22 protein-coding genes are annotated in these 20,800 nt (G+C 33.0%); 21 read left to right on the top strand and 1 reads right to left on the bottom strand.

The genetic code is table 11. The annotated features are described in order from the left end of the window. Window positions 1–58: 58 nt before the first annotated feature. The 21 genes from KJ849_03340 (at window position 59) to pyrH (ending at window position 19,042) form a co-directional block, all read left to right on the top strand. The gene (locus KJ849_03340) at window positions 59–937 is read left to right on the top strand and encodes a trypsin-like peptidase domain-containing protein (protein ID MBU2599595.1); all 879 of its coding nucleotides are present in this window, start codon (window positions 59–61) and stop codon (window positions 935–937) included. 463 nt (window positions 938–1,400) lie between these two features. Beyond that, window positions 1,401–3,056, top strand: a complete 1,656-nt coding sequence (locus KJ849_03335) for an arginine--tRNA ligase (protein ID MBU2599594.1) — start codon at window positions 1,401–1,403, stop codon at window positions 3,054–3,056. Between the two features lie 45 nt (window positions 3,057–3,101). Further along, on the top strand, window positions 3,102–4,019 hold the full coding sequence (locus tag KJ849_03330) for a CBS domain-containing protein (GenBank protein MBU2599593.1): 918 nt from the start codon (window positions 3,102–3,104) through the stop codon (window positions 4,017–4,019). Between the two features lie 56 nt (window positions 4,020–4,075). Continuing rightward, a complete protein-coding gene (locus KJ849_03325; protein ID MBU2599592.1) occupies window positions 4,076–4,510 on the top strand; it encodes a diguanylate cyclase in 435 nt (144 codons plus the stop codon). A gap of 165 nt (window positions 4,511–4,675) precedes the next feature. Then, window positions 4,676–5,926, top strand: a complete 1,251-nt coding sequence (gene rho, locus KJ849_03320) for a transcription termination factor Rho (GenBank protein ID MBU2599591.1) — start codon at window positions 4,676–4,678, stop codon at window positions 5,924–5,926. A 12-nt stretch (window positions 5,927–5,938) separates the two neighbouring features. Continuing rightward, window positions 5,939–7,048 carry a M23 family metallopeptidase gene (locus KJ849_03315; protein MBU2599590.1) on the top strand — a complete coding sequence of 370 codons (1,110 nt, stop codon included), beginning with the start codon at window positions 5,939–5,941 and terminating at the stop codon, window positions 7,046–7,048. 234 nt (window positions 7,049–7,282) lie between these two features. Beyond that, entirely contained in the window at window positions 7,283–7,486 is a 204-nt protein-coding gene (rpmE, locus tag KJ849_03310) for a 50S ribosomal protein L31 (GenBank protein ID MBU2599589.1), read from the top strand. A gap of 31 nt (window positions 7,487–7,517) precedes the next feature. Beyond that, on the top strand, window positions 7,518–8,189 hold the full coding sequence (gene thyX / locus KJ849_03305) for an FAD-dependent thymidylate synthase (protein MBU2599588.1): 672 nt from the start codon (window positions 7,518–7,520) through the stop codon (window positions 8,187–8,189). Between the two features lie 68 nt (window positions 8,190–8,257). Next, window positions 8,258–9,325, top strand: a complete 1,068-nt coding sequence (prfA, locus tag KJ849_03300) for a peptide chain release factor 1 (GenBank protein ID MBU2599587.1) — start codon at window positions 8,258–8,260, stop codon at window positions 9,323–9,325. A gap of 1 nt (window position 9,326) precedes the next feature. Then, complete coding sequence (prmC, locus tag KJ849_03295; GenBank protein MBU2599586.1) at window positions 9,327–10,202, top strand: peptide chain release factor N(5)-glutamine methyltransferase; 876 nt, start codon at window positions 9,327–9,329, stop codon at window positions 10,200–10,202. Between the two features lie 211 nt (window positions 10,203–10,413). Next, window positions 10,414–11,673, top strand: a complete 1,260-nt coding sequence (gene murA, locus KJ849_03290) for a UDP-N-acetylglucosamine 1-carboxyvinyltransferase (GenBank protein MBU2599585.1) — start codon at window positions 10,414–10,416, stop codon at window positions 11,671–11,673. Between the two features lie 2 nt (window positions 11,674–11,675). Beyond that, window positions 11,676–12,488 carry a flagellar hook-basal body protein gene (locus tag KJ849_03285; protein ID MBU2599584.1) on the top strand — a complete coding sequence of 271 codons (813 nt, stop codon included), beginning with the start codon at window positions 11,676–11,678 and terminating at the stop codon, window positions 12,486–12,488. A gap of 127 nt (window positions 12,489–12,615) precedes the next feature. After that, window positions 12,616–13,404, top strand: coding sequence for a flagellar basal-body rod protein FlgG (gene flgG / locus KJ849_03280; protein ID MBU2599583.1), 789 nt, complete (start codon window positions 12,616–12,618; stop codon window positions 13,402–13,404). A gap of 1 nt (window position 13,405) precedes the next feature. Further along, window positions 13,406–14,353, top strand: a complete 948-nt coding sequence (flgA, locus tag KJ849_03275) for a flagellar basal body P-ring formation chaperone FlgA (protein ID MBU2599582.1) — start codon at window positions 13,406–13,408, stop codon at window positions 14,351–14,353. 11 nt (window positions 14,354–14,364) lie between these two features. Beyond that, window positions 14,365–14,985 (top strand): flagellar basal body L-ring protein FlgH, encoded by a 621-nt coding sequence (locus KJ849_03270; protein ID MBU2599581.1) that lies wholly within the window; start codon window positions 14,365–14,367, stop codon window positions 14,983–14,985. Between the two features lie 22 nt (window positions 14,986–15,007). Continuing rightward, the gene (locus KJ849_03265) at window positions 15,008–16,114 is read left to right on the top strand and encodes a flagellar basal body P-ring protein FlgI (GenBank protein MBU2599580.1); all 1,107 of its coding nucleotides are present in this window, start codon (window positions 15,008–15,010) and stop codon (window positions 16,112–16,114) included. 67 nt (window positions 16,115–16,181) lie between these two features. Continuing rightward, window positions 16,182–16,556, top strand: a complete 375-nt coding sequence (locus tag KJ849_03260; GenBank protein MBU2599579.1) for a rod-binding protein — start codon at window positions 16,182–16,184, stop codon at window positions 16,554–16,556. Between the two features lie 116 nt (window positions 16,557–16,672). Continuing rightward, window positions 16,673–16,816 carry a hypothetical protein gene (locus tag KJ849_03255; GenBank protein ID MBU2599578.1) on the top strand — a complete coding sequence of 48 codons (144 nt, stop codon included), beginning with the start codon at window positions 16,673–16,675 and terminating at the stop codon, window positions 16,814–16,816. 74 nt (window positions 16,817–16,890) lie between these two features. Then, complete coding sequence (rpsB, locus tag KJ849_03250; protein MBU2599577.1) at window positions 16,891–17,739, top strand: 30S ribosomal protein S2; 849 nt, start codon at window positions 16,891–16,893, stop codon at window positions 17,737–17,739. Then, window positions 17,729–18,325, top strand: coding sequence for a translation elongation factor Ts (gene tsf, locus KJ849_03245; GenBank protein ID MBU2599576.1), 597 nt, complete (start codon window positions 17,729–17,731; stop codon window positions 18,323–18,325). Before rpsB ends, tsf begins: the two co-directional genes overlap by 11 nt. Then, entirely contained in the window at window positions 18,326–19,042 is a 717-nt protein-coding gene (pyrH, locus tag KJ849_03240; protein MBU2599575.1) for a UMP kinase, read from the top strand. A gap of 52 nt (window positions 19,043–19,094) precedes the next feature. On the opposite strand, the gene KJ849_03235 is transcribed toward pyrH, so the two are convergent. Continuing rightward, entirely contained in the window at window positions 19,095–20,495 is a 1,401-nt protein-coding gene (locus KJ849_03235; protein MBU2599574.1) for a response regulator, read from the bottom strand. Between the last annotated feature and the right edge of the window lie 305 nt (window positions 20,496–20,800).

Genomic DNA, 20,800 nt, shown 5'->3' with positions numbered 1-20,800 from the left:
ACCGAGAGATATTTTTAGTTGACATTAATCTTTAAAATCTTTAAAATATACTTTAAAGATGAAGAAGGAATATAGATTATCTTATTTTATCGGAGGTATATTAGTAGGAATTATAGTAAGTTATTATTGGGCATCTCACCTAGCCTTCGATAAAGTAAAGAAAAAATTATTATCCTCAACCTTATTAATTGAACAAAGATTTCCCCAAGTAGACACAAATCAGATACAATACAAACCCCCTGTATTTCAAGGTAATTTAGTAAGCGCTATAGAAAAAGCAAATAAAGCAGTAGTAAATATTGGTATTAAACGACAAGTTAGGATTAAAGATCCTTTCTTTGATTTTCATGATCAATTCTTTAGAGATTTTTTTAGAGATTCTTTTGAAGAATTTTCTGTCCGAGAGTTTGAACAAACTTCTTTAGGTTCAGGTATAATTATTAGTAAAGATGGTTATATCGTTACTAATGAGCATGTTGTTAGGGGTGCTTTGGGTATAGAAATTAAATTGCTTGACGGAAGAAGTTTTCCTGCTAAAATAGTAGGATCTAATGTCGATGAAGACGTAGCTCTTTTAAAGATAAAATCTTTAGATCTTCCTTGTGCTATCTTAGGTAATTCTGATCAGTTAGTAGTAGGAGAATGGGCTATCGCGGTGGGGAATCCATTTGGATTAAATCATACGGTCACGGTAGGAGTGATTAGCGCTAAAGGAAGAGAATTGCCAGGAGTGAAAAGTTTTGGTCGAATTTACAAAGGTCTGATCCAAACTGATGCTTCTATTAATCCAGGAAATAGCGGCGGGCCTTTAGTCAATGAGTTAGGAGAAGTTATAGGTATAAATACAGCTATTGTAGCCCAAGCTCAAGGTATTGGGTTTGCTATTCCTATTAATACCGTCAAAAAAGTCATAGATAAGTTTATAGAAGAGAGATAATTATTAACATTATCCGTAAACATTCAGCCGTTAGCTAAAGCTAACAAAATCAGGGAGTAGTTTGTTTGGCAAAAATCCTTTCTTGCCTTAATGGACTTATCTCTAATAAAACTGCTATCTGGAAAGCTAATACTTGAACATTTATCATTGAATGTTTATCATTGAACATTTACCATTATGCTTAACAAAGATTGGGTTACGAAAATTTAAACAGACCCAAGATTGTCGAGATCAGACGATAGACTAAAGATTAAATCAAGAATCAAATGACCTACTTCGCAAGTACCCCAAAATTAAAAATGCCAATCAAGAATTATTAAGCATTAAGGTTATTCTAAGTTTTTAAATCTTATAGCACTTATGGCTATCCTGATTTGTTTAAGCATAACCAGAAAAATCTTCAAGTTTTCTTCCGTCAGGATAATTATTTTATAAAATCTTCATTAAATTAAGGGTTGAAATTATGTTTCTTAAAGAAGAAGTTAGAAAAATTATCAAGGAAGCTCTCTTGAGAGCTATAAAAGAGCAAAAGCTTCCTGAATGTAAATTGCCTGAAATAATTATAGAAACCCCTAAGATTAGTTCTCATGGAAATCTTTCTTCTAATATAGCTTTTATTTTAGCTAAAAGCATAGGGGAAGATGTGGTTAAGATCGCTAAGATTATTGTAGAAAATATAAAAGATAAAGAGGTGATTGAAAAAACTGAGGTAGCAGGAAGAGGTTTTGTTAACATATTTATTAGTAAAGATCGTTTGGGCAAAACATTAGGATGCATTGAAGAAGCAGGTGAAGAATATGGTTTTAGTAGTCTTGGAAAAGATAAGAAAGTATTAATAGAATATGTCAGCGCTAATCCTACTGGTCCTTTACATGTAGGTCACGGAAGAGGAGCGGTAATTGGTGATGTTTTAGCTAATGTCTTTGAGGCGACTGGATATTTGGTGGAAAAAGAATATTATATTAACAATGTAGGAAAACAAGCTGAATTATTAGGGAGATGTCTCGAAGTTGCTTATAAAAAGTTTTTAGGTGATTCTATAGAACCTCCGGTAGATGGTTATAAAGGGGAGTATATTAAAGAATTAGCTGAAAAATTAGTAAAAAAAGGAGGCATTAGGTATAAAGACTGGGGAGTTGATTTTTTTTCTAGATTTGCGATTAGAGAAATATTAGATGATATTATAAAAGTACTTTTTTCTTTTCGGGTAAAATTTAATCGTTTTTTCAGCGAAAATACTCTTTATGAATCAGGTGAGGTGAATGAGTGTATCAGTCTTTTAAAAGAAAAAGGTTATACTTATGAAAAAGATGGGGCGGTTTGGTTTAAGAGTAGTGCTTTTAACGATGATAAGGATCGAGTTTTAGTTAGAGAAAATCAGGTATTTACTTACTTTGCAGGAGATATAGCTTATCATAAAGATAAGCTTTTAAGAGGATATGAGAGGATGATAAATATCATAGGAGCTGATCATCATGGATATGTACCAAGGATAGAGTCTGCCTGTTCTTTAATTGGGTATAAACCAGGGATGTTGAGGTATTTATTATATCAATTAGTAAATTTGGTGCGGGATGGTCGTCAAGTTTCTATGTCCACAAGATCTGGTGAATATGTAACTTTAGAAGAAGTAATAAATGAAGTAGGCACAGATGCAGCTAGATTTTTCTTTTTAATGCGGAATAGCGATGCTCAGTTAGACTTTGACTTAGAATTAGCTAAAAAGAAATCAGATGATAATCCTGTTTACTATGTTCAGTATGCCCATGCTCGTATATGTAGCATTCTTCAACAAGCAGAAGAAAAGAATATTCGGGAATACTTAGTCTCAAAGGTTAATTTAAGTCTTTTACTTCTTCCCGAAGAATTAGGTATGATCTTTAAACTAAGTATCTTGCCAGATGAAATATTTAATATTACCAATAACTTAGAACCACATCATTTAACTAACTACTTAATTGATCTGGCTGCTATGTTTCATAGCTATTATGCTAAACATAGAGTAATTTCTGAAGATAGTGAACTTACTTTAGCCCGGCTCTGCTTATGCAAGGCAATTATGCTTGCTATGAGAAGTGTTTTTAAGATATTGGCTATTCAAGCTCCAGCTAAGATGTAAATTAGTAACCAAATTTTTATTTTCTATGATGCTAAATCTTCCATAATGCCAAATTTGCCTTTAAAAGATCAAGAAGTGTTAAAAGTTAGAGATCTTCTTAAATATTTTTATGGGCATGGTCTTTGTTCTCTTCCAGTAATAGGTAAAAATAAGAGATTAATAGGCATAATAAAGAAAGAAGATTTTATTACTGCTTCCTCTTCTCTGAAAAGTTTAGAAAAGCCTCTCAGGGAGTTTGTAATAAAGAATATGATCAGTATTAATCTTCCCCAAGATTTAGATCTTTTGAAGTTAGCCTCAAATTACAAAGATCTTAAAGAGGTTCCTATCATTGATGAGGAAGGAAATTTAGTAGATTTTTGGACTATCCAAGAGATACTTTTATCATTAGATTATCCGGTAGATTTTTCTGCTATTAAATGGAGAAAGGTCTTTGATAATCTTCCGGTGATTTCTATCATTACTGATTTAGAAGAAAAGATAGTTTTAATTAATGATTTAGCCAAAAAGTCTCTCTTTAAAAAATTAGAATTTCACGAGAAAAAGATTTCAGAGTTATTTCCCCCATTATCTAAAATTTCAGGTAAGGATAGAAGATTTAAAAGAAAGATCCGGGAGAGGTCAAGTCTAAGAGAGGCTTTAGTTCAGTTAAATGAGAAGAAATATAATTGTAGTTATGCTTTGGTCTGGGATAAAGACCAGATTTTAGGAAAGATATTTTTGCTAAGAGAACTTTCTGGTGGAGATTTAGATCAGAGTGCCAGTAAAGAGATTCTTGACAAGGAGATTCTTTCTTTAGAAGAGATAGTTAAAAGGGCAGAGAAAGAGGCTATTTCTATGGCTTTAAAAAAGACAGAAGGCAATATCAGCGCTAGTGCTAGTTTATTAAAGGTATCCCGAGGGACTTTGCAGTCTAAAATTAAAAAGCTACATCTGACATCTAATGATATTATGACATATTAAAAATAGCTTAACTAAGCTTTATTTTTAAGTAATACTCAGAAGGGAGGGAAAAGTAGGTGGTTTCTTCTCATAATGAGTTAGATCTTAAAATATTAGCTAAGGAGAGTTTAGAGGAAGTGTTTAATGAGGAAATAAAAAAAGCTCGTCTTTGCAAAAAATCTCTTTCTTTAGTTATCTTAGATCTTAGCGAAAGTAACCAAGAAGAAGATTTAAAAAAGATAATTGAATTATTAACTCGGAGGGCTCGTAGTGCAGATATAATCGGGAAAAGCAAATTAAAAGAATTGACTATGGTGTTTCCTAATATGGATAAGAAGGAAGTCGTATTATTCGTTCATCGATTGAAGCAAGATCTAAATTATTTTAAAGAAAGTTTAAATATCAAGGTTAGTTTTGGTTTTTCTTCTTTTCCTGAAGATGGAAGGAGTAAAAGAGAGTTAATAGAAAAAGCTACTTATTTGCTTTATAAGGACAAAATTTTAGAAACATAAAGCTGCTACCTAAATGTTTGCAAATCAAATCTATAGCACTTATTAATGAAATTTGACATAGAGCAAATTAATTTGAGGGCAAACAAGTTTATCTTTTATTGCTTGGTATTATTTCTTATGTCTAATTTTCGTTAATAACTACTATAATGAGGGAGAACAAAATATATGCATCTTAAAGAAATCCAAAGTAAGACTATTCCGGAATTATATGAATTAATCGCAGATTTAAATATTTCTGGAGTTAGAGGAATGAAGAAGCAAGACTTAATCTTTGCTATTTTTAAAAAACATACCGAGAAGAATGGATTGATCTTTTCAGAAGGTACTTTAGATGTGTTACCTGATGGTTATGGATTTTTGAGATCTTCTCTCTATAATTATTTGCCCGGGCAAGATGATGTTTATGTTTCGCCTTCTCAAATAAGGAAGTTTGATCTTCAAACCGGGGATACTGTTTCAGGTCAAATTCGTTCTCCTAAGGAAAGTGAGAGATTTTTTGCCTTACTTAAAGTAGAAACAGTAAACTATGAAGATCCTGAAATGGCTAATAAACGTATCTTATTTGATAACCTCACTCCTCTTTATCCTTGTGAAAGGATAAAATTAGAGAGGGAGGGTGATGAAATTTCTATGCGGATTATGGATATCATTACTCCTATTGGAAAAGGTCAACGTGGTTTAATCGTAGCTCCTCCTAGGACAGGGAAGACTGTTTTGTTGCAGGAAATTGCTAACAGTGTTAGCGTTAATCATCCAGAAATCAAGATTATTGTTCTTCTTATTGATGAAAGACCTGAAGAAGTAACAGATATGAAGCGATCGGTAAAAGGTGAAGTTGTTAGCTCTACTTTTGACGAACCAGCGGAAAGTCATGTAAAAGTAGCTGAGGTAGTTATTGAAAAAGCTAAGAGATTAGTAGAGCATAAGTTTGATGTCGTGATATTATTAGATAGTATTACTCGATTAGCTCGGGCTTATAACCAAGTAGTTCCAACTAGTGGAAAAATTTTATCGGGAGGAGTAGATTCTAATGCCCTCCATAGGCCGAAAAGATTTTTAGGAGCTGCCCGTAATATTGAAAAAGGAGGAAGTTTAACTATTTTAGCTACTGCTCTTATTGAGACAGGAAGCAGAATGGATGAAGTAATATTTGAAGAATTTAAAGGCACCGGCAATATGGAGCTTCATTTAGAACGTAACTTATCTGATAGAAGATTGTTTCCAGCTATTAATATTGCTCGTTCTGGTACGAGAAAAGAAGAACTTTTGCTTACCAAAGAAGAGTTAAATAAAATGTGGATTCTTCGTAATTTACTTACCCCTTTAAGTTCGGTAGAAAATATGGAGTTATTAATTGAGAAGATAAAGAATACTTCTAGCAATAAAGAGTTTTTTGCTTCCATGAATAAAGGTTAAAGAGTTAAAATTATGCTAAAGAATAAAGGTGCTTTTTCCGAGTTAGTATTTATGAGAAAGGTCAGGAAGTTTGCCTGGAAAAATGGTTTTTCTAAAAAAAATACCTATAAAGGTAACCTTGTCTGGGTATTAATTCATATCTTTGTCTCTATAAATATATTTTCTTTGTCTCCATTTTTTACGCAATGGAAAAAAACAGGAGATTTTATCCAGGTAAGTAAATTAAAAAATCTTAATGAACAAGATTTATTAATTGTTGATTTAATAGAAGAAGAGCCTCATCAAGCTGTAAATTTAGTTAATAGGGAGCTTGACCAGCTTAAAGCAGTTCAATATGCTGGTAAAGATGCTAAATATTTATTGAATAATGCCAATTTATTTATCACTCTTCACCGGGTAAGAAGAAAAGAAAATTTATGGACTATTTCGAAAAAGTATGGAATTGACCCTAGTACGATTATTTCTTTTAATAATTTAGATAGAAATGTTCTTTCTAAAGGACAATTACTAAAAATACCTAACAAAAAAGGAATTTTACATAAATTAAGAAAGGGAGAATCCTTATGGGCTGTTTCTAAAAAGTATAATTTATCTATTCCCACCATCTTAAGAGCAAATTATATCTTTAATCCATATAAAATAAGAGCGGGGGAAGCTATCTTTCTTCCTGGGGCCATCCTTGAACGTTCCTTTAAATCTCTTAATAAACCCTTTAAAGACCGTCTTAAGGAATTACCTTTTGGTTTTATAAGGCCAGTGGTAGGAAAAATTGTTTCAGGATTTGGATTTCGTTTGCATCCTATCTTTGGGAGAATTATTGCCCATAAAGGAGTTGATTTTAGTACTCCATATGGTACCAAGATCAAAGCTGCCATGTCGGGGAGAGTAGTTTATAGTGGTTGGTTTTTTGGCTATGGAAAAATGATAGAGCTTGTACATGATAAGGGTTATGTGACTAGATATGCTCATAATTCAAGAAATTTAGTTAAGAAAGGGGATTATGTCGAAAAAGGGCAAGGTATTGCCCTGTCAGGAAGTTCTGGTATTTCTACTGGTCCCCATCTTCACTTTGAAATCCATAAACATGGAACTATTAAAAATCCTGCCCAATATCTTAGATAATATCTTAGATAAAATTTTGCCTATAATTTATTTTACTTGATTCTCCGCGATGTTGTGATATAATAGCCTTACTTTATTAAAGTTTATGATCTTATCTTTATAGCACTTATTAATGAAAATTTGACCTAGAGCAAATTAATTTGAGGGCAAGCAAGTTTATCTTTTATTGCTCGGTATTATTTCCTATGTCTAGTTTTCGTTAATAACTACTATAAAGAGGCGAGGTTAAGAATTATGAAGAAAGATATCCATCCTAAGTCTTACGAAATAGAAATTAAGTGTAGTTGTGGAGCTACTTATCCCACTAAATCTACCTTACCCCAAATTAAAGTAGAGATCTGCTCTAATTGCCACCCATTTTTTACCGGTAAGCAAAAGTTAGTAGATACAGCAGGAAGAGTAGAGAAGTTTAGAACTCGTTACCAAAAACAAGGATAAGAAAGAGAATAATTTATATTTAGTTTGCCTTATGTTTGTTGAGCTTTTAAACTATACACCTAATCCTGAAAAAGCTGTAGCGATAGCTGCTAAGTTATGTTATTCTTCTATTCAAATTAGTCAGTTAAAGGAAAAGGCCAGTAAAAGCGAAATCAAAGAGTTTATCCAAAAGCTTTATCAAAGTGGTCATATTTCTCCCTTTGAGCATGTTTCTTTTACTTTTGGGGTAGAAGGAATATCAAGGGCCGCCAGTCATCAATTAGTAAGACATCGAATAGCTTCTTATTCTCAGCAAAGTCAAAGATATGTAAAGCACGAGCACTTAGAATACATTATCCCCCCTAAGATTAAAGAGAATGAAGAATTAAAAAAAGCTTTTATTTCTGTAATGGAACAATCACATCAGATTTATCGTTACTTAATAGAAAAAAAGGTAGAGACGGAAGATGCTCGTTATCTCTTGCCTAACGCTATAACCACTAAGATTATAGTAACGATGAATGCTCGGTCGCTCCTACATTTTTTTGAGCTTAGATGTTGCCATAGAGCCCAATGGGAGATACAAAATTTAGCTGGTGAGATGTTAAAACAAATCAAAAATATTGCTCCTACTATTTTTGAAAAAGCAGGACCTAAATGTATTGAGGGTATAAAATATTGCCCTGAAGGTAAATTATCTTGTGGTGAACCATTTAACATTTAATATAAAGGTGTTTTAAGGCTAAAAATTCTGATCTACTTAAGTTTGATTTTTATCAATGGAAGAAAGTTATGATAGAAAGATTAAAAGGGATAAAAGAAGAATATGATAGTTTAATGATAGAAATGAGCAAACTAGAAGTAATAGCTCATCAAGAGAGATATCAAGAGTTAGCTAAAAGAGTAGCTGAATTAGAACCGATTGCTTTATTATATCAGGAATATAAGGAGACAGTGGAACAACTAAAAGAATTAAATGAGATAACTCAAAACGAAAAAGATCTAGAATTTAAACAGATGGCGGAAGAAGAAACTTTAACCTTAAAGAAGAAAGAGAAGAATTTAGAAGAAAGATTAAAGCAAGCTATTCTTCCCAAAGACGAGGAAGAAAATAAGGATGTAATTATGGAGATTAGAGCTGGTACAGGAGGGGATGAATCTTCTCTCTTTGTGGCAGATTTATTACGAATGTATAGTAAGTATGCTGATAATCAAGGGTGGAAAAAGGAACTGATGTATGTTCATCCTACCGGAGTAAATGGCTTTAAAGAAGTAGCTCTTAGTTTAAAAGGTAAAAAAGTTTGCTCCAAGCTTCGCCTTGAAAGTGGAGTTCATAGAGTGCAAAGAGTTCCAGTTACTGAATCTTGTGGCAGGATTCATACTTCTACCGTTACAGTAGCTGTCTTGGTAGAGCCAGAAGAAGTAGAGATTACAATTGACCCTAATGAGGTAAGAGTGGATGTTTATCGCTCTAGCGGACCTGGAGGTCAAAGTGTAAATACTACTGATTCAGCCGTTCGCCTTACTCATTTGTCTACTGGATTAATAGTTACCTGCCAAGATGAAAAGTCTCAACATAAAAATAAAGCTAAAGCGATGAGGGTTTTAAAAGCAAGATTATTAGAACAAGCCAGATTAAAACAACAACAAGAGATGGCTAAAGAACGTAAAGAGATGATAGGCAGCGGTGATCGAAGTGAACGGATTCGGACTTATAATTATCCTCAAAGTAGAGTTACTGATCATCGAATTAATCTTACTTTACATAAGTTACCTAATATCATGGAGGGAGAGTTAGAAGAACTAATTGAAGCTTTAATTTTAAACGAAAAAGAGAAAATGCTTAAAAAAGCAAGTTGAGATGAAGGAATGGTCAATAATTGAAGCTTTAAATTGGACGACTAACTACTTTAAAGAAAAAGGAATTAAGAGTTCGCGGCTTGAAGCAGAAGTATTATTATCAGAAGTTTTAGGGTACTCAAGACTTAAGATATATTTAAGTTATGATCAGCCTTTAAGTAAGAATGAATTAGCCTCTTACCACCAGTTGGTTAAGAGGCGTTCTTTTTATGAGCCTATTGCTTATATCGTAGGCCGAAAAGAATTTTATGGCTATGATTTTAAAGTTACCCCAAAAGTCTTAATTCCTCGACCAGAAACAGAATTATTAGTAGAAAGGATAATTGAGAAATTAAATAGTTTAGATGAAAAAAAGTGCTATCAAATGGTTGATATAGGCACTGGAAGTGGCAGTATTGCTGTTACCTTAGCTAAGAATTTAAATAGTTATATTTATGCCATTGATATTTCAGAGGAAATATTAAATATTGCCTCTGAAAATGCTCAGAATTTAAAAGTTAAAGAAAAAATCTGCTTTTTAAAGGGTAATTTATTAGATCCTTTAAAAGAATTAAATTTAAAAGAAGAAATTGAGGTCATAGTTTCTAATCCTCCTTACATTCCTTCTCATGAAATTAATAATTTATCATCCGAAGTAAAAGATTACGAACCTCTGGATAGTTTGGATGGAGGTAAAGACGGGATAGATTATCATCTCTTTTTGATTAAGGAGTCCTTAACTTATTTAAAAAAAGGAGGATATTTATATTTAGAATTAGGAATAAATCAAGCTGAAATACTAAAGAAAATTTGTAGTCAATATAAAGACTGGCATAATCTTAAAATAATTAAAGATTATGCCAAGATAGATCGAATATTAGAGGTTCAAAAAAGATAATCGTTCGGACACCAGCCAGACACCAGCTATTAAGTTGGTAATCGGGGAATAGTAACCTACATACCTGATTACCAATTACCTAAGATTCTTTATTAAAGAAAAAAAGAATTTATGTCGAATATCTTATTAAGACCATGGATGGCAATTAAATTCCATGGTCTATTTTGTTTTAAGAGACAAAGTGTTTTAATTTGGAGATGAGAGTTTTAATTTGGATGAGATAAGAATTTTAGGAGGAAGAAGGTTAAAAGGGGAAGTTGAAATAAGTGGTTCTAAAAATGCCAGCTTGCCTATCTTATGTGCTACCTTACTAACTAAGGATAAATTTGTCATAGAAAATGTACCTACTCTTCTTAGAGACATTACGACGATGATTGCGGTCCTAAGAAATCTTGGATCTAAAATAGAAGTGAATAAATCTCAGGTAGTTATTGATAATAGTGAGTATAAGAATATAGAAGCTCCTTATGAGTTAGTAAAAACTATGAGAGCTTCAGTCTTAGTGATGGGACCTATTTTAGGCAGAATGGGTAATGTTTGTGTCTCATTTCCTGGAGGATGTGCTATCGGCTCTAGGCCCATTGATTTACACTTAAAAGGTTTAGAAAAATTAGGAGCTAAGATAAAATTAAGTGAAGGATATGTAAAACTTAAAGCTAAAAGATTAGTAGGTAGTGAAATATATTTAGACTTTCCTAGTGTGGGCGCCACAGAAAATATTATGATGGCTGCTACTTTAGCTTCTGGAAAGACATTAATAAACAATGCGGCTTGTGAGCCAGAAATTGTAGATTTAGCTAATTTTTTAAACCTCATGGGAGCTAAGATCGAAGGGGCAGGAACTAAAATTATAGAAATAGAAGGAGTTTTTGAGTTAAGAGGGTGTAATTATGCTATTATCCCAGATAGAATTGAAGCAGGAACTTTTATCATGGCCACCGCTATTACCAAAGGAGATCTTCTTATTAAAGGGGCTAATATAGATCATTTAACTTCTTTGATTGACAAACTACAAGAAGCAGGAGTAAAAGTAACCAAAGAAGAAGGAAAGATAAGAGTAAAGGTGGAAGATAAACTTAAAAGTATTAATTGGATCGAGACTGCCCCTTACCCTAGCTTTCCTACTGATATGCAAGCTCAAATGATGGCTTTAATGGCTACGACAAGAGGAGTAAGCTGTTTTATAGAAAATGTTTTTGAGAATAGATTTATGCATGTGAATGAATTAAATAGAATGGGTGCAGATATTGTGGTCAAAGGAAATTTAGCGATGGTAAAAGGAGTTTCTAATTTATATGGAGCTAAGGTAGTAGCTACTGATCTTAGAGCAAGTGCGTCTTTGGTATTAGCTGGCTTAGTAGCTAAAGGAGAAACTACTATTTCTCGAGTTTATCATTTAGATCGAGGCTATGAAAGGATTGAAGAAAAACTTAGAAGATTAAAGGCTCGGATAGAAAGGATAAAGGAGTAAGGATGCGGCGGGGAATATATACTGGAGCTATTGGCATGATGGCTGCAGAAATTCATAATGATACGATCTCTAATAACTTAGCTAATATAGATACCGTTGGATTTAAAAAGGATGTAATGATATCTCAATCTTTTCCCATGATCCTTACCAAACGGATTAATGATGAAGTAACCCAGACCATGGGAGGAGGAACGAGAGATAAAAGACCTACCGTTGGCTATACGGGAACGGGGGTGGAAATAAATGAAATAGCTACTATATTTGAACAAGGTAGCTTGGAAAATACTCAAAATGAATTTGATTTAGCCGTTGAAGGAGATGGCTTCTTTATGGTTAAGACCGCTGATAACAAGATTTATTATACTCGAAATGGAAGCTTGGTAAGAGATATAGAAGGTTATCTTGCTACTTCAAAAGGAGATTTAGTCTTAAGCGAAAATAATCTTCCTATAAAAGTAGAAAAAGATAATTTTTTGGTGTTAGAAAGTGGAAAGATAATGAGAAATACTGACCCTCATAAAAAAGATGGATCTTCCTTAGAAGAAGTAGATACCTTAAAAATTGTAGATTTTCCTAATAAACGTGGCTTAGTCAAGATGGGTAATAACTTATTCAAAGAGAGCGAAGTTTCGGGAAAGCCAGAATTAATGATCGCCGGGATGAAGATCAGGCAAGGTTTTTTAGAGAAATCTAATGTAGAGGCAATTAAAGAGATGGTGGGAATGATTAAAGCCTCTCGACTTTATGAATTAAATGCTAAAGTAATTCAAAGTTGTGATTCTACTTTAGGAAATTTAATTATGTTAGGAGCGTAAGCATAGTCTTTATTAACTTAAATTTCCATTTTTAAGATAACTATTTTCCAAAAAAGCAATGGGAATGCGAGTTTCTTCATTTTCAGAGTTATAATTTCCAAAAAGAATAGTAAGGAGGAAAACCATCATGATGCGTTCTTTGTTAACTGGATCTTCTGGGATGGTAGCCCAGCAAATGAACATGGATGTGATTTCTAATAATTTAGCTAATGTCAATACCTCTGGTTTCAAGAGAAGTCGAGTTGACTTTCAAGATCTTCTTTACGAAACACTTCGAGCTGCTGGGTCACCGGTAGCGGAGGGATCTCCAATTCCTACGGGAATTCAAGTGGGATTAGGTACCATCCCTGTGTCGACTCAACGAATGTATGTTCAAGGTTCTTTGCAAGAAACAGGAAATGTTTATGATATCGCTATCGAAGGAGATGGTTTTTTTCAAATTTTATTACCTGATGGTAGCACCGGCTATACCAGAGATGGCTCTTTTAAGATATCTGGAGATGGAAGACTAGTTACTTCTGATGGCTATATTCTTCAACCAGAAATTACTATTCCGACTGATGCTGTCCAGACTACTATTGCTCCTAATGGTACTGTTTCCGTAATGTTAGCTGGACAAACAGATCCTAGTGAAGTAGGAAAAATTGAATTAGCTAGATTTGTAAATCCAGCTGGCTTAAATTGTGTAGGTAGAAATATTGCGAAAGAGACGGCTGCTTCAGGATCACCGGTCATAGGAGAAGCAGGCTTAGAAGGCTTAGGAGAGGTTAGGCAAGCTTACGTAGAGTCATCTAATGTGAATGTGATTGCGGAAATGGTAAAGATGATTATTGCCCAAAGAGCTTATGAAATTAACTCAAAATCTATTACTACCTCTGACACCATGTTAGGCATTGCCTCATCCTTAAAGAGATAAGATGAAAATTAAATACTATTTTCTAATCATTTGTTTAATAAATTTGGTTACTATTTCTACTCAAGCCGTAGAAGTAGTCTTGAAAGAAAAAGTCGTAGTTTCTTCTTCTGAAATATTCTTAGAGGATATTGCCGATATTTATCCGGAAACCTCTGATCATTTAAAAAAGCTTTACATTGGAAGAAGTCCACTCTTAGGAAAGAGTAAAGTTTATAAACAAGGTTATATCAAGATGAGATTAGCTTCCCAAAAGTCCCCAAGTGATATAAAACTTAAAGGAACAGAAAAGGTTTTAGTGATGAGGAGTTATCAAACATTGGACTTAGATGAGCTAAAGAAAAAGATACGAGATTATCTTATCGAATGCATGGAGGACAATCAGGAAGAGATCAAGATAGAATTTTATCAAATCCCAAAAAAGATAAAGCTTCCTAATGGAGAAGTAAAAATTTATGTAGGATTTAATGGTAGGCCTACTCATTTGGTGGGAAATATTTATGTTCCGGTAAGAATTGATGTTTCTGGCGCCAAGTATAAAGTAATTAAGATTGGAGTAAAGATCAGAAGATTCTCTAAGGTAGTGGTTGCTAACAAGAATTTAAAACTGGGTCATATCCTTGATCAGGCTGATATTAGGCTGGCGCTAAGAGAGACCACTTTTTTATCTTATGATGTGGCAAGAGATTTAGATTTAGCTTTAAATAAAAGATTAACTCAAAGGGTGGATGAAGGCAAAGCTTTATGCGAAAGATGGATAGAAGTTCTTCCTTTGGTAAAAAGAGGCGAAGAAGTAGAGATTTTATCTAAGATGGATAATATCTTAATTAAGACCAAAGGCTTAGCCCGAGAGGATGGAAAGCTGGAAGAATTAATTAAAGTTCGGAATATTTCTTCAAAGAAAGAAGTATTAGCTAAAGTTATAGAAAAAAATATAGTCATTATAGAGTAAGGAGGAAGCTATTGGATAAAGAGATCTTATATTTAGCTATTATTCCCTTTATTATCATTATTTTATTAGGTATGGTAGCTTGTGGTCAGGCTAATTCTCTTTGGACAGAAAAAGCTAGCTTTTACTATGTTGACCATAAAGCTAGAGAAGAAGGGGATATTGTTACGGTAATTATTTCTGAAGCCACGGCAGCCACTCACAAAACGGCTACTAACAGAGCAAAAGATTTAAAGTTGGATGGCGGACCTGAAGTCAAAGGAAAAGGAATAGATAATCTTTTGAGCTTATTACCTACTTTTGGAGCTAAGGCTAAGTCTAGTTACAAAGGAGGAGCAGCTACTAATCGGGTAGGAAAGATAGAAGGAAAAGTTTCAGCAGTGGTAGTAAGAGTCTTACCAGATGGAAATTTAGTAATTAGTGGAAGTAAGAAGATAAAGGTAAATGCAGAAGAAGAAGAGATTACAATTAGTGGAATCATTAGAGAAGAAGATATTTCTCCTGATAATACTATTATTTCTACTTTTATTCATAATACTGATATTAAGTATCGAGGTAGCTTAAAACTTAGCGATGAAGAAAGACCTGGATTTATTACTCGTCTTTTAACTAAAGCTGTAAATTTTATATTTTAATCTTTCTTTTTGGAGTTTTCATATGGGAAAAATAGTTTTTTTAATTTTCTTTTCTTTGATTATTTCAGTAGATATTTCCGCAGCTGCAGAGCTTCCTACAGTAAGAATTAAAGATATTGCTCATCTCTCCGGAATAAAAGAGAATCAAATTACGGGTTATGGGTTAGTAGTGGGATTAGAAGGGACTGGCGATAGCAATAAGACCTTTTTTACTACTCAATCTATAGCTAATATGCTTCATCATCTGGGGATTACGGTAGATAAAAGTCAAATGACAGTATCCAATGTGGCTGCTGTAATAGCTACAGCCACCTTACCTCCTTTTGCTCGAATAGGAGATAAAATTAACATCACCATTTCTTCCTTAGGCGATGCTTCTACTTTACAAGGAGGAATATTACTTCAAACTCCTCTTTTAGCTGCAGATAAAAATGTCTATGCTGTAGCTCAAGGAGCAGTTTCTTTAGGTGGTTCTAATATTAAGACTGGCGGAACTAAAGGTCAAAAAAATCATTCTACGGTAGCTATAGTGCCACAAGGAGCAATCATTGAAAAAGAATTTACTTCTTGTTTTGTCGATAAAGAAAAAGTTTCTTTTGTCTTAAATTCATCTGATTTTACCACCGCTAAAAGAGTAGTCAAAGCTATTAATGAGAAACTTAACGTCAAGATAGCTAAAGCCATAGATCCTTCCTTAATAGAAGTAAGGATCTTAAATGAATATAAGGATGAGGTGGTAAATTTAATCTCAGAAATTGAGAACTTAACCTTAATTCCAGACATAGAAGCCAAGGTAGTCATTAATGAACGGACAGGAACAGTAGTGATAGGAAGTAATGTTAGGATTTCTCAAGTAGCAGTTTCTCATGGATCTCTGAGTGTTACTATTACTGAAGAAGCAGAAGCAGAAAAGCCTGGAGCATTGCCTACGGCAACTACTTCTCCTACTAAAGCTACGATTAAGATTCAGGAAAAAGAAGATCGCTTGTCAATTATGCCGGCTAGTGCTAGTGTAGAAAATTTAGTCAGAGCTTTAAATGCAGTGGGGACTATGCCTCGAGATATTATTGCTATTCTTCAGGCTATTAAAGCAGCTGGAGCTTTACATGCGGAGATAATTATTATGTAAGTAGATATTTTATGTAAGTAGATAATATTTGTAATAGGTAATATTTATAATAAGATAGGGAGATTAAATGGATAAGGTAACTTTGGTTCTTGATAGCTCATTTTTAAAGAGCAATACTTACTTAGGTAATACAAAGAGTGTTCAAAATAATGACTTTTTAGAAAGAATAGAAAAACTAAACTTAGAAAAGGTAACTCCTTTAGACGGAGAGAAAAAGAAAAAAAAATTAAAAGAACTTTCTAAGGAGTTTGAATCTATCTTTGTAAATCAAATGATTAAAACAATGAGAGCTACGGTAGGTAAAGAAAATTTATGTTATGGAGGTATGGCTGAAGATGTATTTCAGGAGATGTTAGATCAAGAATATGCCAAGAGTATGTCCTCAGGTAAAGATTTTGGAATGGCCAAGGCAGTTTATGATCAATTAAGCAAGCATTTGTGATGATTGAATTTGTTTAGGGCTTAGTGTTTTTTAGAGTTTTGCCTTATAGTTAGGTAAAGATTTATGGAATTAACTATAATCCTAAGTAGCTAAATTATATATTTTAGGAGGAAAAAATGATCAAGAATATCATTAAATATCCCTTAATTATCTTTCTTACCGTGGTTGGTTGTTTTTACTTAGTGATGAGAGAAGATCTTTTTAAAACACTTGGAAAGAATAGTTTAAAGAATATTAGGAATATTTTTCTTGCTAATTAAAGATTATTATGATACATAAATACTTTAATAAAATTTTGTATTTAGTCTTTGTTTTTGGGAGGAAGAATTAATTTATGGCTAACGTTTCAATTAAAAATCTATTAGAAGCAGGAGTTCATTTTGGACATCAAACTCAAAGGTGGAATCCTAAAATGGCTCCTTATATATTTACGCAAAGAAATGATATTCATATTATTGATCTTCAAAAAGCAATGAGAGGTTTAAAAAATGCCTATAATGTTGTAAAAGAAAAGGTAGCCCAAGGGGGCACAATATTATTTGTGGGAACTAAAAAACAAGCTATAGAAGCTATTGCTAATGAAGCTAAACGTTGCGAGATGTACTATGTCAATCAAAGATGGTTGGGAGGAATGCTGACTAATTTTGAGACTATTAAAAAAAGGGTGTCTCGTTTAAAAGAACTTGAAAAAATGGAAACAGAGGGAAGGTTAAAGTATTTACCTAAAAAGGAAACCTTAAAGCTAAAAGAAGAAAAGGAGAAACTTCATAAAATTCTCTGTGGAATTAAAGATATGAATAAGTTTCCAGATATGGTCTATATCGTTGATACACCTAAAGAAAGAATTGCTGTTTTAGAAGCAAGGAAGTTAAATATTCCTGTCGTAGCTATTGTTGATAGCAATGGCGATCCAGACGAAGTAGATTATTGTATTCCTGGAAATGATGATGCGGTTAGAGCGGTAGGTTTAATTACTAAAGTTATGGCCGATGCAGTCTTGGAAGGAAAAAGACTTTATAATGAAGAGAAAGCAAAAGAAGAAGAAAGATTGTCGAAAGAAATGGAGAAGGAAAAAGCTTTAAAGTTAAAAGATTACCAAGAATTAACCGAAGATATGTTTCTAAAAGAAGGTGATAAGGGTCAAGAAAAATTAAGAGGGAAGAGGGTTAATCATGGAGATTAAGGCTTCCTTAGTTAAAGAACTTAGAGAGATTACTAATGCTGGGATGATGGAATGTAAGAACGCTCTATTAAAATGCCATGGTGAGCTAGAAAAAGCTATTAAATATTTAAGAGAACAAGGCTTAGTTTTAGCCAAAAAAAAAGTTAGTCGAGAAACAAGAGAAGGTTGTATCTTTTCTTATATTCACTTGAATAATAAATTAGGAGTGTTAGTAGAAGTAAATTGCGAAACAGATTTTGTAGCTAAGAATACTCTTTTTAATGAAATGGCTAATAATATAGCGATGCAGGTTGCTGCTTCTTCTCCTTTGTTTGTAAAGAGAGACCAAGTTACTTTAGAAGCCTTAGAGCAAGAAAGAGAGATTTATCAAAAACAAGCTCAGAATGAAAATAAGCCGCCCCAAGTAATAGAAAAGATTGTGGAAGGCAAGATGGAGAAATTTTTAAAGCAGATCTGTTTATTAGAACAACCTTATATTAAAGATCCTGAAATAACAATCAGTGATTACATTAATTCTTTTATTGCTAAATTAGGAGAAAATATTACCATTCGAAGATTTGCTCGATTTAAGATCGGGGAAGAATAAGTGGAGGTTAAATATAAAAGACTCTTATTAAAACTTAGTGGAGAAGCTCTCCAGGGTGACCAAGAATATGGCTTGGATCCTAAAATGTTGGTTTCTGTGGCCAAGCAGATAAAAGAAGTAAGAGATTTGGGGGTCGAAATAAGCATATGTATTGGCGGAGGTAACATCTTTAGAGGATCAAAGTTTTCTATATATGGACTGGATCGTGCTACCGCTGATTATATGGGCATGATAGCAACTATTATTAATGGCTTGGCTTTACAAAACAGTTTAGAAAGAGAAAAAATACCGACGCGTGTTTTATCTGCCCTAAAGATAGAAAGTTGCACTGAGCCTTACATAAGAAGAAGGGCTATGCGTCATTTAGAAAAAGGAAGAATAGTCATATTTGTTAGCGGCACTGGAAGTACACATTTTTCTACCGATACGGCCTCTGCTTTAAGAGCCATTGAAATAGGGGCAGAAGTTATTTTAAAAGCTACCAAAGTAGATGGAGTCTACAGCGAAGATCCAATAAATCATAGAAATGCAGTTAAATATAAGGAATTAACTTATAATGAGGTTTTGAATAAAGAACTAAAAGTGATGGATGCTACCGCTATTTCTTTATGTAAAGAAAACAATATACCCATTCTAGTCTTTAATTTATTACAAGAAGGCAATATTAAAAAGGTTGTCTTAGGCCAAGAGATAGGTTCGTTAATTAAATCCTCATAAGAGATAAAAGTTTCTCTTGGTTTAAAATTTCTTCTTACTTTATGATTAATCTTCATTTAAGAAGATAAGTATTATTCCCGCCATCTTTTTTAGCTTGAGCTAATGCCTTGAGGCATTGGTTAATCATCTCTTCTTCATTCTTTGTCTCTTTTGAAAAGCTTGTTACTCCAGCACTAATAGTTGCCGAAGAAATACCTTCTTGACTAAAATTTATATTTTGGACTTTCTCTCTAATCTTTTCGGCAAAGAAAAAAGCTCGGTCTTTTTCGGTTTGAGGTAAAATCACAAAAATATCATTTTCTCTACCCATAGAAACAACATCAACATCTCGAGTATTGCCTTTAACTACACCCGCTATTATCTTAATTAAAATTTCACTGGCTAACTTTCCATGGGTTTTTTCATATTCTTCAAAATTATCAATGTTAAATCCAACCAAAGAAAAAGAAGATTCATAGCGATAAGCCCTTTTGATTTCACTATTTAAACACCTTTTAAAGTAAAATTCATTGAAAAGGTTAGTTAAGAAATCTGTTTCCTTTGTTTCTGAGATATAAGTGATAAGCTCTATATTCTTAACAGAGAGTGAGGCTAAATTAGTAATTAAAGAGACAAATTTGGCATCAGTAGCCGTAAAAACTTCTACTCGACCAGAAACATTAATTACCCCTAATAAACTACTTTTATATAAGATGGGGGCGCTAATAAATGACTTAGATAGGTATTTAAAGTCATTCTCTTTTTGGAAGTAAGGAAAGTGTTCTACATCAGGGACCAAGGTTAATTCTTTCTTTTTTGCTACCCAACCAGCTACTCCTTCCCCTATCTTTCCACAATAATTATTTATAATTTCTTGATCTAAGCCCTTAGCGGCTAAAATATGTAATTGTTTCTTTTTGTTATTCACAAGCATCATCGAGACGATATTAGCTTTTAAGATTAGAGATAATTTTTCTACTAATATATCGCCTAATTCTTTTAAATTATCAACATAGTGAAGTTGGTTACTTAGTTCTAAGATTACTTCTAAGGTTCTTTTTTGTTCTTTTAGATATTCTGTAGTAATCTTATTTTCAACGACCAATATCTTTTCTCTTATGGCGCTTTTGACAATCATTCTTAATTGATGGGGATCTATTGGTTTAGGAACTATATGGCAACCTAATTTCATGGCTTCTATGGAAATTCTGGTGTCGATATGGCCTGACATAATAACAATAGAGATATCATTATCTATCTCTTTAATCTCCTCAACAGCCTTTAATCCATCCATATCGGGAAGCATCACATCTATTAAGGCTACATCGAAGTTTAGTTGCTCTACTTTTTCCACAGCCAAGTGGCCTTTTTCTACCGCCACAATTTCATAACCTTCGACTTTTAAAATATCCTTTATATTTTTTAAAAGGTGGATATTATCATCTACTATTAAAATTCTTTTTCTTTCATTCATGTCTTTATTTATACAGATACCTATTTTTATATTTTAGTTAATCGCTACTAAAGAGATTATAAATGAAAATTTGACATAGAGCAAATTAATTTGAGGACAAATAAGTTTATCTTTTAAAGAGATTATAAAACATATTATTTATTCTATCAAGAAAAACTATCATCAATGTAACAGCAAAATGAAAATGTCCTGTTTTCCGTTAAATAGAAATGTCCTATTTTGTATTAGATAAAAATGATCTTTTATATGGGTTTATTTTAAACTTCCTCCAAGGGTGATCCAATGGAAGAATATGCACCTTTCTT

The sequence above is a fragment of the bacterium genome (assembly GCA_018830565.1).
Lineage (GTDB): Bacteria > UBA9089 > JAHJRX01 > JAHJRX01 > JAHJRX01 > JAHJRX01.
This window is presented reverse-complemented; position numbering and strand designations above follow the sequence as displayed.